Below are 14,729 nucleotides of genomic sequence, written 5' to 3'. Positions count from 1 at the left end.
CCAGCCAATGTTCCCGCACAAACTGAGGAAGGCGAGGCAGGCGGCGAAGTTACCGGCAGGAAGATGTATATGTGCCTCAAGTGCGGTAGGGTATTTTCACTTGAGGACATGATAACACCAGGCGTCCATTGCCCATACTGCGGATACAGGATAATAATTAAGATAAGGTCCTTCCAAACAAAGAGAATCGCGCATATTGAATGATGCCCTCTAAAGGAAATCGAGATATCATTTAATTAACCGTAAGCGGTGAAGCAATTTTGGTTAGGATGTACCTAATAATTTCAATACTAAGTCGTTTTATCAGTATTGATTTTAACTGCGTGGCATTCGCTATAAACCAAATCTTTCCTTCACAGCATCTATTACGTACAATGCCTCCTCGTAATACCGTCCAGGTGTTGTTGATGATTCCTTATCCATGTACTCACTATATTTATTCAGCATTTCTGGATTCGTGAGTTGAATAATAGCTAGGAACCAGGTTTTGACGGTATTCCAAACATTGTAGCCACCACCGCCTGTCAGTACAAGCTTTCCATTTGAGTATTTATGAGCCACCTCATGTGCCGTATTAAGCACCTTAATGTATGATGCAGTGGTTAAGTTAAGTATCCCTAACTCATCATCTACATGGGCATCCACACCGAATTGAATAACTAGGAATTCAGGTGAGTATCTCTCAAGCATGGGCTTTATGATCTCATCAATAACTATTGAGTATATATCATCTCCCGTGCGTGGAGGTAATGGTATGTTCACCTTAAGCCCCTTACCCTGCCCAACCCCATCCTCATCAATCCAACCAGTCCCTGGGTAAAAGCGTCCATCATAACCATGGGTAGATATGAGCAGGACATCCTCATTGTTGAAAACCTCCTGGGTGCCATCGGCGTGGTGAACATCAACGTCGAGAATCGCCACACGCCTAACCCCATGACTCCTGAGCCATCTAACTGCAATGGCTATATCGTTGTATACACAGAAGCCCGCAGCCTCGTTGGGCTTTGCATGGTGAAAACCGCCACCTGGATTAAAGCCATGTACGTACTTACCCTCATTGACAAGCTTAGTAACTAATAATGTACCACCAACCCTAATCGCTGCAGCCTCATGAACACCCTTAAAGGCTGGTGTATCGCCGTAGTCCAGGTACCCTAAACCTGTCTCGCTAGCTCTCTTTACATACTCTATATAATCCCTTGTGTGAACGAGCATTAATTCCTCATCTGATGCAGGTTCGGGTTCTACAATGTCTACGTAAGTGTTCAGTAAATCATGTTCCTTAATAAGTTCAATCAGTCTCTGTTCCCTATACGGCTTAAAGGGATGCCATGCGCCGAAATTGTAGTTCAGGTATTTATCCGAATATGAGAGCACAATTCTCTCCATAATTAAATCATATACCAATATAGAGTAATAATTAAATGTTTCTCTGAGGAGTTGGTCAGAGTTATTATTGAAGACGGACTTCTAGAATCTCTACGTTGAAATAATGCTCAATCAAATTATTATCTATCAGGGAGTTTAGGAGGAATTGGTTTTTCTCGTTAGCCCTAATTATCAATTTATTACCATCAACACCAATGAGAAAACCGTGGAGTCTAAGTATATAGGCTATGCTATTAATGTCGCCATCAACCCTAATAACCAACTCAAGGGGTTTAATCTCCTCATACTTCACGTTATAATCCCTAATCAATTGAATAATCCTCTGGGTAATTTCATACAGCCCTGACTCCCGGGGTATCGTCATCACTATTGTTGGGTAGCCCTCATGAGCAAAATGACCTAGGAAATCAGTCGGACTTAGTTCAGCGGTTTCATAACCATTAATACTTATAGGCCTTGGTGTCATTATGGACCATTCAGAGGATGCCGTTAGCATTATTATCAATTCAGGCTTTACTTCATTTATTAAGCCATGGAGCTTTAATGAATACTTGCTCCTGAGGGTCAACGCATCGTACCTGGTGGGAATTCCATCATCATCGAGGAGGTAGAATGATTCCTTGCCACGGATCACATCCCATGAGGAAAAGGGCCATGGGTTCGCGAAGGGTATTACCTTGATGGTCCACTTGGATAATTGAGATGCACTGAATGTTGGTATTGCATGGACATTATTCACGCATTTGCTCAATACCATATAAATTAGGGCATTGCTTATCCTATAATCAAGTACTGAAAAGCCCGTAATTACAATAGCCCTTTTGGCGCCAGTGCCCATTGTTAGTATGGGTAAATCCTTATCACTAAGTAAACCGCACTTTAATGAGTTCATTAGCGAAAATACATACTTTGGCGTCACTATGTCCGTGAGTAATGTCTTAAATGGCTCAGCTGTAAATGGCACACCTATATAGAGAATTAGGCATTTATATTGTGTACCTTCATGAAACGATGAATAGCATCCCTAAGTTTTGCAGCTACTTCCTTGGTGGTCTCGGCAACGGCATTTGGGTCTATATCCTTAAAGGTTATGGTTGATGGTTTCGGCACGATGTGTATGTGCATGTGCTCCTCAATACCTGCTCCAGCCACCCTGCCTATGTTTATCCCAATATCGAGATCCTCATAATCAATGCCCAGGACCTCGGTTATCGCCCTCGTTATCATGGTTAGCAATACTGTGCATTCCCTCAATTCTTCACTATCTAAGTCTGTTATTGAGGGGACATGCCTGTTGGGCACCACCATTACGTGCCCAATGTTGTATGGGTACTTATTCATGACTATGAAACAACGCTTACCTCTGTAAACTACTAATTCATCATCGACATGTAGATAGGCACATAATACACATCCGCTTTCCTTATTATTTGTGGACTTTATGTAAGACCACCTCCACGGTGTGAATACCACCTCCATAGCTTACTAACACGCGCTCTGCAAAAATAAAACCTTACCCGTCCCTCAATACGAGGTATGTATTTTATTTTAGAGGCGTTGGTAGATTTGATGGTTAAGATAATACACGTTAGGAAGTTCATACCACTGACGGTAAACGTCGGTCAATTAACCAGGGGCGTGGAACTTGAGGTTGCCTTGAATAGGCTTGATGATGCATTGAGCAAGGCGTTGAATGAGCTAGGCATTGCTGCTGGTGATCGTAAAATTATGCAGATCGGTATTAACGTAAGCAATGTTAACCTGGGTAATGTGGGTGGTCTTTTAATAATAGCCTACGCCTTGGTTGATGAGCATGACGAGGCTCGTGAAGGCGGTGGTTAAGGGATTCAAGGGGTTAGGTAATGGGTTATCCGTGGAATTCAAAGGCAACACCGTGATTGTTGGGCGCAGTGGTTCAGGTAAGACTAGCTTGATGGAGGCCTTGGCGTTGTTGATGCAGAGTAGGGGTGAGGAGTGGCTTGTCCTTGAGGGTAATTTATTGATAATTCATGAGCCGACTGACATTTCGTATGGACTCGATCCAAGTGGGGTTATTACGGTAGGTGTTCATTACGAGGTTGATGAGGATGGCGAGAGGCTTGGGCGTAGCATCGGTTTTGAGTTAGGTAAGGGTTCGGTAATTGGTTATTACTATAGTTATAGGCTTAGTGATTACTGGGTTAGGCAGGAGGTTCGTCTGAACGATGAGGTTGTGGCGGTTATTGAGAAGGTGGGTAATGAGGGTTTTATGAGGTATCCGGTGAATGCCAGGTTGTGCATTACCCCGACACATGTTATTCATGAGGATGCATTCATGTCATGCGATGGTGATGCGTCGAAGAGAGCCTACGCATTAATGTTCATCCTTAGAAACATGCTTAAGGATAAGTTCTATTACCTAAGTGAGGGTAGGGTTTGTTGGTGGAAGAGGGATTACGAAACGACGGTTGATCTACCAACAAACTCCGTTGGTTCTGACGGGCAATACACGGTTCATCAACTCTCAATCATAAGTACAAGGCCTGAGTATGAGGGCATCTATAACGAGGTCATGAACCTAATTAGGGAGCTAGGTATTGGGGGTGTTAAGGCTGGTTTCACAGCCCCTAAGAGGATTTCGGGTTATGTCAGGGTTGGCGATGTGTGGGTGCCGATGTACCATGCAGGTCTTAAACTAAAGTCTTTACTCCCTGTAATCGTTCAATTAATACTCACGCCGCCAGGTTCCGTATTGTTGATTGACGGGATTGACATTGGATTAACGAGCGATGATCTTGATGACGTGGTTAGGATTATCGATAATGTAGCAAGGAGGATTGGTTACCAAGTGATAATGACCAGTAGGATTGCACCAAAGTATGCCGGTGTTGATGTTGTTAGGATTTAGTATAATTTTGGTTAACCAAGATGAGGCGTGAGCGGTTGCATACGAAATAATCATACACATAGAGTCTGGATTATCGCGTTGTTTTTAACCAGTTGTTAATGGGTATGAAGGGCGATGTTATTGTTACTGTCCCCAGTAGGAACCAGTAGATGGGTAGTAGTACAAAGGCTCTACCCATACTCATACTTTCATGCACGTAATCCCTGATTAGGTATAAAACCACGAGCTCCGATAGTAGTATCGCCAGTATTAATTGGTAGATAACATCCATGGTGAATGCCTTAACAATAATAGTCATGTAAACCACGGTAGCGAAACCCACCGCGGAAATTATCAACAGGGCTGGGGGTAGTGCTATCAGGACATACATTACGAAAATCCTAAGTACGTAACCAGCCCGAACCCCCTGCCTAAGTATTAACAGGAAATTCTGCGCGTAACCCTTATTCCACCTAATCCTCTGCCTTATGAAGCTAGCTATATTTAATGGGGCTAACTCGTACACGTAAGAATCGAGGAGCCCAATCCCATAACCCCTACGTGATAACTCCAGCGACAATAATGCATCCTCAGCCAAGCTCTCGGGTATTGAGGTAACAACATCCCTTCTTATGAACAAACCCTCACCTGACAGTGGCGTTATCTTTACGGTTGTCCTGAGGAATGGTACAATCGCATTATACCAAACCAGGGATTCCAGGTACATCAGGCTTCCAAGCACCGTATTCCTAAACCTATAGACCCTAGTACCCACCGCGGCGTAGTTCTTCTCCATCATCAGCAACACCGCATTGAGCACCTGGTCCCTTGGGAATACGTCGTCGGCATCGTAAATACCCACTATAGAGCCACTAACGTGCTTCATGGCATTATTTATTGCAATGGCCTTGAGCCTACGACCTGCATTCTCGTTGATTATCACCTTGATATTTAACGAATTTAGGAACGTTTCCACAGCCTTTAATGTTTCATTTAATGTGTGCACGTCATCCCTATCAACGACCACTAAGACTTCCATGAAATTCCGTGGATAATTCTGCGATGAAAGGCTGTCTAGGGTTTTCTCGATACTCTGCCTCTTTTCTCTATAGGCTGGGATTATTATTGAAACCTTGGGTAGCTGATTAATCTGTTGATTTACTGATGATGGTCTTTCATAAGCATGGGCCCTCCTTGATATTGAGTATTGCGTTATCCATAACACCGTACCTATTAAAACTAATGCCTCTAGCAAGGTAATTGTACTAGCTAACATACTATGGGCGTTTATATTTAAGTTTATTAAGTGTTTTTATTACGGTAGACCACCCACGGAAAACCATTGATTGTAACAGGTAATATTTGCAACCGTACAAAATGAGCATTTTAAATAACCTGGAACATAAATTAATGAGTATGGATTTGAGCATTAGGATTATTCAGGATGGTGATGAGTACCAAGTGATCATTGAGGGCGAGGGGTCAACAAGAATATCGAGAGCACGAAACATAGATGAAATAATTAACATATTGAGTAATGAGATAAAGGATGCATTAACCACCAGGAATAGCACAGAAACGCTGGAACCGAGCAATTGCACATTGAGGGGTTGGTACATAAGACTACAGGTTACGAGGCTCCTTGACATATTGGCATACCTCGTTAAAAATAATTATGAGGATCCAATGAAGGGGTTGATGGATTACCTAGACTCCCACGGACTCAGTAGATCAAATTATAGGGTCATTGTACCAACACTGTCAGCCCTGGGTCTTTGGAGACAGGGCAGTTTGACGGAAGAGGCTAGGGAGTTAGGTAAGGCAATAATCGAGGGTGGTCCCGAATTACCCAGCTTATTATATAAAATAGCCATTAAGAACTGCGCACTGAGGGAGGCAATCGAGAGGCTGGCGGACGGTGTTCCTACAGATGAAGCCATTAGAGTGCTCGGATTAACTAGGAGGGATGAGATTAACTACACAAGCAACTTATTAGAGATCATAATGGGTAGTGATGAGTTTAAGTGCCTTCGTTATGTAAGGGGCATCAAAAATTACCTAAGAAGTGGCAATTGCCTTAATGACATAGAGCCAGTTAAGGGTTGTGCTATGGACCTGGTCGTTACTATATTCAATTACTTATTAAATAGCAAAGGCTTCCATATGGTCGGGCTTCTAAACGATGTTGACGTTACCGTAAACCTAAGCTCAATGAGCACGCAGATTGTTGGCGATTATGCATTAATAATGCAGGGCAATAAACCCGTGGGCGCCTTAGTCGGTGATTTCATAATCACAGGTAATAATTATGCGCCTAAGGCCAGGGAGACTGTGGATAAGCTCGAGCCGGTGAGCACGAAGCTCATGAGAAGTAATAACCTCGTATTCAGCATCATTGCGGTACCAATGGTAATAAAGGGTGAATGCTCGAGATTGAAAGTCTATGTAATGGTTGGTAACAAAATGGGCGATTGGATCGCGAGAGTTTTTGATCTACCTTAATGCAATGAACGACATTATCAACCACAATTTAACAATCACGTGATCGAGAAGACTAGACAAAACCAGGCCCGGCCTTAGCAATTAATTGTGAATAATAATGATTCTCGATAATTTCGCAATCCCACAATTTTGCCTATCTGCGAATTGTTTTTATACAATATCATAATCATATTAATCCCTAGTCCTGTCTAACTGCCTCACCTGGTACTTCAAAAGTTATGCTTTCGTAATTACCTACCTTCAATCCCTTCTTAACAATAAGCCTAAGTATATTGCCTGAGCCTAATACATAGCCCTCCCCTGCAAAATCATAATCGAGTACCTTAAAATTCGATGGGAATATCCAATTAATCTCATAATCATACTCGGCAACCTCTTCCTCATAGAAATCTTCATACTTGTTGATGCCTGGCTTAAGGGTTCCTCTGAATCGTATGTAAAACTCGAGGTAAGGTCTATCGAGGGATCCCCTGAAGCCAAGGGTTACATCAAGGACTCTAGCCCCAACCCTCTCGCCATTTATTTTAATAACCTCCTCATCCAGGAAGGTCTGCATATTCTCCATAACCACCCTCAACTCCTTTAGTAATGCCTCCCTATCCTTAATTAATCTCCTGTAATAACCACCCTCATCAAGATACTCAAAAATAGTAACTTGGTTCACGGTACCATCAATACCCATAACAAAGAAACCCTCTGCGTGAATAGGTAAGGGCTCCCTCACTACAATAACAAACCCTAGACTTAATTTATTATTATCGCATTCGTGCTTAACTCGAGCTTATTAAAAAGGGAGGATATGATTATTAAGGTTGGGGTTAGGGAGTTATGTCTCCTTTGCGTAGATGTTCACAAGAGGTCTAAATCCCATTTTATTATAGAAGTTTATGGCTATTTGGTTTTGGGTTGGGAATTCGGCCGTTATTAACTGGGCGCCCCTCTCACGAAGTATCGCTATTGCCTTATCAAGTATTTGCCTACCCAAGCCCTTACGTCTATATTCCGGCATTACGTAGAAATCAACTATGGCCCCCTCGATTGTTGGCGAGTAAAACAATCGCTCCCTAATGTCTGCCTTAAGGATACCAACGATTTTTCCAGCATCTTCGGCTACAAGGACTAGGTGATTCTTATTGTCACGAATGGCTGATATTAAATATTCCCTTGTACGCTCTGCGCAATCATTCCTAGCGCTGAATAGGGGGTCGAACTCGCTGTTTAGTCGTTTTAACCTGACCACGAGATCAACGAGGCCCTCCACATCATTCTCTCGGGCTTCCCTAATCGTAACCATACAAACAAACACCTCTGGCTAATCCTTAAAATACTTTTACCCCCAGGTTTTATAGAGGGCAATGGGTAAGCAACCACCAGTACCATTGTTGGTTAATGGTAGGAGGAGTGATGGTAGGTTACCCAATGAGCATAGGCCGGTTAGGATGGAGGTTGGTGTGATAAAGAATGCCGAGGGTAGCGCATTGGTTGCCTATGGAAACACTGTGATACTTGCCGCGGTCTATGGACCCAGGGAGGTTCCACAGAAACACCTTGAATTACCTGATAAGGCGATACTAAGGGTTAGGTATCACATGGCCCCATTCAGTACATCTGAGGGTAGGAAAAGCCCAACACCATCGAGGAGGGAGATAGAGATATCGAAGGTTATTAGGACGGCATTGGAGCCTGCAATACTCCTCGAGAGATTTCCAAGGACTACTATCGATGTTTACATAGAGGTTCTACAGGCAGACGGTAGCACCAGGGTGACTGGGATATCCGCCGCATCGCTTGCCCTGGCTGACGCAGGTATACCCATGAGGGATCTATTGGTTGGTGTTTCAATAGGTAAGGTTCAGGGCACGATAGTCGTAGACCTAAACCAACTCGAGGATCAATATGGTGAGGGCGACATGCCCTTCGCAATAATGTACGGCCGCGGCCTAATAACCCTAATGCAAGCTGATGGTGAATGGTCACCTAGCGAGGTTACTCAAGCCATTGACTTGGCGTTTAAGGCTGCTGAGCAGATATATAAGCTTCAAAAGGAGACCCTTAAGGGCAAGTACGTGGAGGCCTCGACACTTTAATCCCTTAAATGAACACTACCAAGTAAAGGGACTAAGTTGGGTCTTTTAAGAAACAAAATAATTAAATAAAGACCCTTGGGTTACATGGATTTGATGCTGAGCGTAACACAGGAAAGAGGCGTTATTCCGAGGCTTAAGCAGGAGATTATGAAGAAGATGGTGGAGCAAGGTGTTAGGATTGATGGTAGGGGTTTGGGTAGTTATAGGGAGTTGAGCATTAATGTGAATGTTGTTAAAACGGCAGATGGAAGCTCCATAGTATCTCTCGGTAATACAAAAGTAATAGCTGGAGTTAAGGTCGAGGTGGGCAAGCCCTTTGAGGACACGCCTGATGAGGGTGCGTTGATTGTGAACCTCGAAATAGCACCAACCGCATCTCCAGACGTGGAGCCAGGACCTCCTGATGAAAACTCCATAGAGATAGCCAGGATAGTCGATAGGGCAATAAGGCATAGCGGCTTTTTGGATTTCAAGTCATTGTCAATAGTTACAGGCAAGCATGCCTGGTTCCTATGGGTTGACATTTACGTACTCAACCATGACGGGAACCTCGTGGATGCAGCCACAATCGCAGCTGTGGCGGCTTTAATGAGCACTGCATTACCTAAGGTTGAGCTTGACCCTGCAGGCAATATATTAAGGATTGATAGGAGTAATAGAACACAACTTTCCCTCAATATCGATAAGATGCCATTAACTATAACTCACGTAAAGATGGGGAACATAATAATCATTGATCCTACACGTGAGGAGGAGAATTTATCCGACGGGATGTACGTAATTGGTGTGGCCGGTGGTAATGTGGTAGCTATACAAAAGGTTATTGGTGCGTTCACGAAGGATGAAATTAATTATATGATCAATGATTCCATTAACCAGTACTTTAAGCTTAAGGATTTGATTATAAATGCCATGAAGAATCCATCAACGGAACTGAGGCTCTAGGATCTGTAATCAGCGGTCTCATCATAATACTCAGCGCTGCAGTACCGTCTTCACCAACGCATCATTATTATTAAGGTTAATTAATAGGGTTTGCGCACTGTATCCAATGGCCAATGTCGGCGCTAGGTTTGAGGATTATGTCGCTGAGTTGTTAAGTAGACTTGGGTATAAGGTTCTTGGTAGGCGCGTTAAGGTTGTTGTAAATGATGTGGAAGTCGGTGAGGTCGACATCGTTGCTGAGGACGGTTCTGGCGTTAAGTACGCTGTTGAGGTTAAATCAGGAAAAGTAGACGTTAGCGCTGTGAGGCAGGCCTACGTTAATGCAAAGGTCCTTAACGCAAAACCCCTAATCGTATCTAGGGGCTTTAGTAATGATTCTAGTAAGGCATTGGCAGACGAGCTGGGGGTCTCTGTGATAAACCTTGAGGAGGCCGTGGTGTTGACTGTGGATGAATTAAGGACTGTCGTGGAGAACGTGATTTATGAAGCAATTGGTGATTTGATAAACACAATGTTTACCCTGGCAACAAAGTCGTGCGATCAAAGGGTTAGGTCGATCATGGGTGCGATACTCGAGTGCGGTGATTGGAATTGCGTGTGTGCAAAGCTGAATGTTGGTGGTGATGATTGTGGTGCCCTAATAGGTGACGTTAAGAGGGAGTTAGGCCTTGGTAACTTATCATTAAGTAAGTTAAAGACAGCCATCAGGCTTTATAATCTGGTGGCGTTATTGATGAACTCCTGCAATAGGGAGGAGATTAGAAACTAGAAAATAAAATACTTAATTAAGTCCCCCATAATCATTTAGGTTAATGAAGATCGATGACTTACTAAGGGCTTATAAACCCGTATGGGCCATCGACCACGCACGAGCTCTAGCGGAGTGGGATTTAGAGGTTAACATGCCTACGGAGGGCGCCTCCGCACGTGGTGAGGCGTTGGCGCATTTAACGTTAATACGCAGGGAGTATCTACTCAGGCTTAAAGATTTGGTTGAGAAGTTCGAAGGTTCAGGGGATCTCAATGATGTTGAGAAGGGAGTCATAAGGGTTCTAAAGAGGGAGTTGAAGTACTACACGTCGATACCCCCGGAGATACTTGAGGAGTTGGATAGGACTACGACAAAGGCCGCGGTTGTCTGGAGAGAGGCTAGGAGGGAGTCGAATTTCGAGAAGTTTAAGCCGTACCTAACAAAGATTGTTGAGCTGGAGAGGGTTATTGCGGATAAGCTTGGTTACGAGGGACACCCTTACAACGCACTCCTGGACCTTTATGAGGAGGGTTTCACGGTAAATGATGCCGACGAGGTCTTCAATAAATTGCTCCCCAACCTAAAGTCGATTTTAGATAAGATCAGGAGTGAGGGTAGGTACCCCGATAAGCACCCACTTGAGGATGTGGCTTACGATGTGAACGTCATGAAAGCAGTCAACGAGGAGTTATTGAAGATTCTGGAGATGCCCGTGGGCACCAGGTTTAGGATGGATGTTTCTGCGCATCCATTCACCATAGGAATGTCCGTGAATGACGTAAGGATAACTACCAGGTATGAGGGTAAGGACTTCAGGGCGACAATGTTCTCGGTAATACACGAGAGTGGCCATGCAATGTATGAGCTAATGATCGATCCAAACCTCGAAATGACACCGGTTGGGCGTGGTGTCTCAATGGGTGTCCACGAATCGCAATCGAGGTTTTGGGAGAATGTGATTGGTAGGAGTAGGGAGTTCGTCCACATAATATATCCACTACTCAGGGAGAGGCTTCCGTTCCTTAAGGATTACGGCGAGGAGGATGTGTACAAATACTTTAACATAGTTAGACCAAGTTTAATTAGGGTTGACGCTGATGAGGTGACGTACAACTTCCATATTGCTCTTCGATACGAAATTGAGAAGGGATTAATTGCGGGTAAGCTCGACGTGTCTGACTTACCATCCCTATGGGATGACTTCATGGATAGGTACCTCGGCGTTAGGCCTAAGAATGATGCTGAGGGTGTCCTACAGGACATCCACTGGTCCCAGGGATCATTCGGTTACTTCCCGACGTATACCCTGGGCAACGTCATCGCCGGCATGATCTACGCGAAGCTGCCCGAGCTTAGAGATAAGGTGGCTGGTAGGAGGTTTAGCGAGATTAAGGAGTTCCTGAGGGACAAGGTTTGTAGGTACGGTGCGATATACTCACCCAAGGAGTTGTTGATGCGTTCGTTTAATGATGCCTATAACCCCGATTACCTACTTAATTATCTACGTGAGAAATACCTGGGTTAAGCAACTGCATTAAAGGGTAGTTTCAATTTTCATTTTAAGTTTAAGGAGTGCGTTCGTGAGTGAAGGTAATGTTAATGCCGGGTTAATTGGGCGTTAAGGGGAGGTTTCAGGTCCGTGAGAGTCCACGAAAGACTTAAAAGTTACGATTACTACTCGGTAAAGTATGAAGGTTGATATTGAGGAGTTGAAAAGTAAGATAAAGCCAAGGTTAAGGCCAATAATATGGCGTGATGAGGACAACACACTAATACTGCTTGACCAGAGGAAGTTGCCGTTTGAGGAGTCTTACGTGGAGTTGAGAGACCCTGTATCCACTGCGGATGCCATTAGGCAAATGATAGTTAGGGGCGCACCCGCAATAGGTATAACCGCCGCCTATGGCATGGTACTCACCATAGCCCACGGCAGTATCTCATCATTAGATGAAGCCCTTAAGGAGCTGGCTAGAGCTAGGGATGTATTAAACGCAGCTAGACCTACGGCCCAAAATCTGTTTTGGGCGACTGAAAGGATTTACCGCAGGGCTGAGGATGCTGTACATAATGGTAGGGCAAAATCCATTAAGGAGTTACTTGAGGAGTTGAAGGCAGAGGCCAAGGCCGTGTTTGATGAGGAGTTTGAGGCTGAGCTTAAGATGGGTATTTACGGCCTTGAGAAGATAAGCGATGGAGATGCAATACTCACCCAATGCAACGCGGGCGGTTTAGCAACAGGCACGGGGATAGGTACCGCAACAGCACCCATTAGGGTGGCACACGCATTGGGCATTAGGGTATCTGTAATAGCCCCTGAAACAAGGCCGTGGCTTCAAGGTGCCAGGTTGACGGTTTATGAATTAATGATGGATAACATACCGGTCACCCTAATTGCAGACACGGCTGTTGGTTACGTGATGTATAAGGGCATGGTAAACAGTGTTATGGTTGGTGCAGACAGGATATTGAGGGATGGTCACGTCTATAACAAGATTGGCACATTCAAGGAGGCGGTAATTGCCCATGAGTTAAATATACCATTCTACGCAATCGCCCCTTCATCAACCTTTGATCTCAAGAGTAGGGTTGAGGATGTGAAGATTGAGGAGAGGGATCCTGACGAGGTTAGGAAGATCAGGGGTGTACCAATAACGTTGGATAACGTTCCTGTCTATAACCCCGTATTTGATGTGACACCACCTAAGTACGTAACCGCGTTAATAACCGAGAAGGGGATAATCTATCCACCCTTTGAGAAGAACGTGCCTAAGGTATTAGGTGTTCAATAACCACTTCAGTGAAATTCCAAGCCTACTTGCATACTCACGGTAAATACTCACTAACTTACCATACCAACTTGATAAGCCACTTGGATCTGTTGGGTAGCTCTCATATAGTGATTTAGCCTCATTCATATACCTCAATGCTAGCCTTAGCTTAGCTGCCACGTCGGGGACCTTCATTAAGCGAAGACCAATCTTTAACTTATCAACAAGGGAGAGCTCTAATGAACCCTTCTCCGAGATCTCCAGAACCTCATCCTCAGTGAGTAAGCGTGCTCTTAAACCCCTATTTAATTGATCATTAGTTAGTGTCTGAAGCATCAACCTAAACACATCCAGCATTGCCTGCTTTATACCGTAAGCCCTTAAATACTCAATATTGTACCTCCACAAACCCCTCATTGAGTAATCACCCTTTTCGAAGGCCTCGATTACGGACTTTGACGCAAGCTCGGCAGAAAGTAGGGCAGGACCTATGCCACCACCGTGAACAGGGTTTACGGTTACAGCAGCGTCACCCACCGCCAGGAATCCATCAGCCACAAGTGAGGGTAATGGTCTGCGTGTCGGTACAATACCACCGCTTGCATGTATTATCTTTCTACCTTTCACGTACTGGCTTGTGGCTAGGTACTTATCGTAATTATGCCTTGGATTTAACCCCTGCTCCTCACTAAGCTTACCCCAAAGCCCTAGGCCTATGTTCATGGTGTTGCGGCTCTTTGGGAACAACCACCAATAACCACCAGGTGCTATGTTCGTATCTAGGTATATCCTTATGTATTCAGGTCTCTCTATCTCATAATCAACCTCTATGATTTCTCTATATGCATTCGAGGCATCCTCAGGCAATAATGGCTCGGAAACCCACCATTCACGGGGCAACCTACTCCTAACAACTGCACCAACCCCACTTGCATCAATAACAACCTTTGCTCTGAACTCCTCCACAGTGCCGTCAGGCTTCAAAACCCTAACCCCTGAAACCTTCCCATTCTCTATTATTGGTCCCTGAACCTTATACCCATCGAAAACCTGGGCGCCAGCGGATTCAGCCTCACCTATTAGCCATTGGGCCCACCTCGCCATGTCAAGTCCAAAACCCTTACCAAGTACTACATATCTCACGGAAAGATCGGGACTGTATAACTCAGCGCCCTCATACCTTATGGTGAATACCTGGCTCGGTGGCTTAATAACCATCCTCTCGATATGATGTATGCCTATTGCGTCACCGGTTGTTTTGAAAACCTTATCTCTCTTCTTCATTTCCACGAGGGCGACATTAAGACCTGCCTTGGCAAGTAAATAGGACGCATAAGAACCGCCGGTGCCGGCGCCAACAACCACAACATCGAAATTACCCATCCTGTAACGAAGCAGTACTAGGTATTTTAAAGATT

General features: G+C 44.4%; 16 protein-coding genes. 9 read left to right on the top strand and 7 right to left on the bottom strand.

What is annotated here, in order from left to right:
- The first annotated feature begins 63 nt into the window (after positions 1-63).
- Positions 64-204, top strand: coding sequence for a DNA-directed RNA polymerase subunit P (locus B7L70_RS01160; RefSeq protein ID WP_081226120.1), 141 nt, complete (start codon positions 64-66; stop codon positions 202-204).
- A gap of 129 nt (positions 205-333) precedes the next feature.
- On the opposite strand, the gene B7L70_RS01155 is transcribed toward B7L70_RS01160, so the two are convergent.
- From B7L70_RS01155 to B7L70_RS01145, 3 genes are all read right to left on the bottom strand, one after another.
- Positions 334-1,392, bottom strand: a complete 1,059-nt coding sequence (locus B7L70_RS01155; protein WP_081226075.1) for an acetoin utilization protein AcuC — start codon at positions 1,390-1,392, stop codon at positions 334-336.
- A 64-nt stretch (positions 1,393-1,456) separates the two neighbouring features.
- Positions 1,457-2,356: a hypothetical protein gene (locus B7L70_RS01150; RefSeq protein WP_081226074.1), complete on the bottom strand. Its 900-nt coding sequence runs from the start codon at positions 2,354-2,356 to the stop codon at positions 1,457-1,459.
- 14 nt (positions 2,357-2,370) lie between these two features.
- Complete coding sequence (locus tag B7L70_RS01145) at positions 2,371-2,871, bottom strand: HIT domain-containing protein (RefSeq protein ID WP_081226073.1); 501 nt, start codon at positions 2,869-2,871, stop codon at positions 2,371-2,373.
- Between the two features lie 90 nt (positions 2,872-2,961).
- On the opposite strand from B7L70_RS01145, the gene B7L70_RS01140 reads away from it, so the two are divergent.
- Together B7L70_RS01140 and B7L70_RS01135 are read left to right on the top strand one after the other, a co-directional pair.
- Positions 2,962-3,234, top strand: a complete 273-nt coding sequence (locus tag B7L70_RS01140; RefSeq protein ID WP_081226072.1) for a hypothetical protein — start codon at positions 2,962-2,964, stop codon at positions 3,232-3,234.
- Positions 3,200-4,279 (top strand): AAA family ATPase, encoded by a 1,080-nt coding sequence (locus B7L70_RS01135; RefSeq protein WP_081226071.1) that lies wholly within the window; start codon positions 3,200-3,202, stop codon positions 4,277-4,279. The genes B7L70_RS01140 and B7L70_RS01135 overlap by 35 nt, the downstream gene beginning before the upstream one ends.
- A 70-nt stretch (positions 4,280-4,349) precedes the next feature.
- Here the strand turns inward: B7L70_RS01135 and B7L70_RS01130 are convergent, their stop codons facing one another.
- A complete protein-coding gene (locus B7L70_RS01130) occupies positions 4,350-5,534 on the bottom strand; it encodes a glycosyltransferase (RefSeq protein WP_081226070.1) in 1,185 nt (394 codons plus the stop codon).
- Between the two features lie 140 nt (positions 5,535-5,674).
- Here B7L70_RS01130 and B7L70_RS01125 point away from each other — a divergent pair, with 140 nt between their 5' ends.
- Positions 5,675-6,760 (top strand): hypothetical protein, encoded by a 1,086-nt coding sequence (locus B7L70_RS01125; protein WP_081226069.1) that lies wholly within the window; start codon positions 5,675-5,677, stop codon positions 6,758-6,760.
- 178 nt (positions 6,761-6,938) lie between these two features.
- Here the strand turns inward: B7L70_RS01125 and B7L70_RS01120 are convergent, their stop codons facing one another.
- Positions 6,939-7,484 (bottom strand): hypothetical protein, encoded by a 546-nt coding sequence (locus tag B7L70_RS01120; RefSeq protein WP_081226068.1) that lies wholly within the window; start codon positions 7,482-7,484, stop codon positions 6,939-6,941.
- A gap of 102 nt (positions 7,485-7,586) precedes the next feature.
- Positions 7,587-8,054 carry a GNAT family N-acetyltransferase gene (locus B7L70_RS01115; RefSeq protein WP_081226067.1) on the bottom strand — a complete coding sequence of 156 codons (468 nt, stop codon included), beginning with the start codon at positions 8,052-8,054 and terminating at the stop codon, positions 7,587-7,589.
- Positions 8,055-8,115: 61 nt separating this feature from the next.
- Here B7L70_RS01115 and rrp41 point away from each other — a divergent pair, with 61 nt between their 5' ends.
- From rrp41 to B7L70_RS01090, 5 genes are all read left to right on the top strand, one after another.
- Positions 8,116-8,847, top strand: a complete 732-nt coding sequence (gene rrp41, locus B7L70_RS01110) for an exosome complex exonuclease Rrp41 (RefSeq protein ID WP_081226066.1) — start codon at positions 8,116-8,118, stop codon at positions 8,845-8,847.
- Positions 8,848-8,940: 93 nt separating this feature from the next.
- Positions 8,941-9,792, top strand: coding sequence for an exosome complex protein Rrp42 (rrp42, locus tag B7L70_RS01105; protein ID WP_081226119.1), 852 nt, complete (start codon positions 8,941-8,943; stop codon positions 9,790-9,792).
- A 106-nt stretch (positions 9,793-9,898) separates the two neighbouring features.
- Positions 9,899-10,561 carry a YraN family protein gene (locus B7L70_RS01100; RefSeq protein ID WP_081226065.1) on the top strand — a complete coding sequence of 221 codons (663 nt, stop codon included), beginning with the start codon at positions 9,899-9,901 and terminating at the stop codon, positions 10,559-10,561.
- A 43-nt stretch (positions 10,562-10,604) separates the two neighbouring features.
- Positions 10,605-12,068 (top strand): carboxypeptidase M32, encoded by a 1,464-nt coding sequence (locus tag B7L70_RS01095; protein WP_081226064.1) that lies wholly within the window; start codon positions 10,605-10,607, stop codon positions 12,066-12,068.
- A 163-nt stretch (positions 12,069-12,231) separates the two neighbouring features.
- A complete protein-coding gene (locus tag B7L70_RS01090; RefSeq protein ID WP_081226063.1) occupies positions 12,232-13,332 on the top strand; it encodes an S-methyl-5-thioribose-1-phosphate isomerase in 1,101 nt (366 codons plus the stop codon).
- Here the strand turns inward: B7L70_RS01090 and B7L70_RS01085 are convergent.
- Positions 13,318-14,694 carry a digeranylgeranylglycerophospholipid reductase gene (locus B7L70_RS01085; protein WP_081226062.1) on the bottom strand — a complete coding sequence of 459 codons (1,377 nt, stop codon included), beginning with the start codon at positions 14,692-14,694 and terminating at the stop codon, positions 13,318-13,320. The genes B7L70_RS01090 and B7L70_RS01085 overlap by 15 nt on opposite strands.
- Positions 14,695-14,729 lie beyond the last annotated feature (35 nt).

This window comes from Vulcanisaeta sp. EB80, assembly GCF_002078205.2.
The sequence above is the reverse complement of the archived record's forward strand: the minus strand, read 5'-3'. Positions and strand labels throughout refer to the sequence as shown.

Coding starts and splice junctions, on each gene's coding strand:
- B7L70_RS01140 (WP_081226072.1), top strand. CDS start 2,962: ATGGTTAAGATAATACACGTTAGGAAGTTCATACCACTGACGGTAAAC.
- B7L70_RS01090 (WP_081226063.1), top strand. CDS start 12,232: ATGAAGGTTGATATTGAGGAGTTGAAAAGTAAGATAAAGCCAAGGTTA.
- B7L70_RS01130 (WP_081226070.1), bottom strand. CDS start 5,534: ATGTTAGCTAGTACAATTACCTTGCTAGAGGCATTAGTTTTAATAGGT.
- B7L70_RS01135 (WP_081226071.1), top strand. CDS start 3,200: ATGAGCATGACGAGGCTCGTGAAGGCGGTGGTTAAGGGATTCAAGGGG.
- B7L70_RS01115 (WP_081226067.1), bottom strand. CDS start 8,054: ATGGTTACGATTAGGGAAGCCCGAGAGAATGATGTGGAGGGCCTCGTT.
- B7L70_RS01095 (WP_081226064.1), top strand. CDS start 10,605: ATGAAGATCGATGACTTACTAAGGGCTTATAAACCCGTATGGGCCATC.
- B7L70_RS01125 (WP_081226069.1), top strand. CDS start 5,675: ATGGATTTGAGCATTAGGATTATTCAGGATGGTGATGAGTACCAAGTG.
- B7L70_RS01145 (WP_081226073.1), bottom strand. CDS start 2,871: ATGGAGGTGGTATTCACACCGTGGAGGTGGTCTTACATAAAGTCCACA.
- B7L70_RS01100 (WP_081226065.1), top strand. CDS start 9,899: ATGGCCAATGTCGGCGCTAGGTTTGAGGATTATGTCGCTGAGTTGTTA.
- rrp41 (WP_081226066.1), top strand. CDS start 8,116: ATGGGTAAGCAACCACCAGTACCATTGTTGGTTAATGGTAGGAGGAGT.
- B7L70_RS01155 (WP_081226075.1), bottom strand. CDS start 1,392: ATGGAGAGAATTGTGCTCTCATATTCGGATAAATACCTGAACTACAAT.
- B7L70_RS01160 (WP_081226120.1), top strand. CDS start 64: ATGTATATGTGCCTCAAGTGCGGTAGGGTATTTTCACTTGAGGACATG.
- rrp42 (WP_081226119.1), top strand. CDS start 8,941: ATGCTGAGCGTAACACAGGAAAGAGGCGTTATTCCGAGGCTTAAGCAG.
- B7L70_RS01085 (WP_081226062.1), bottom strand. CDS start 14,694: ATGGGTAATTTCGATGTTGTGGTTGTTGGCGCCGGCACCGGCGGTTCT.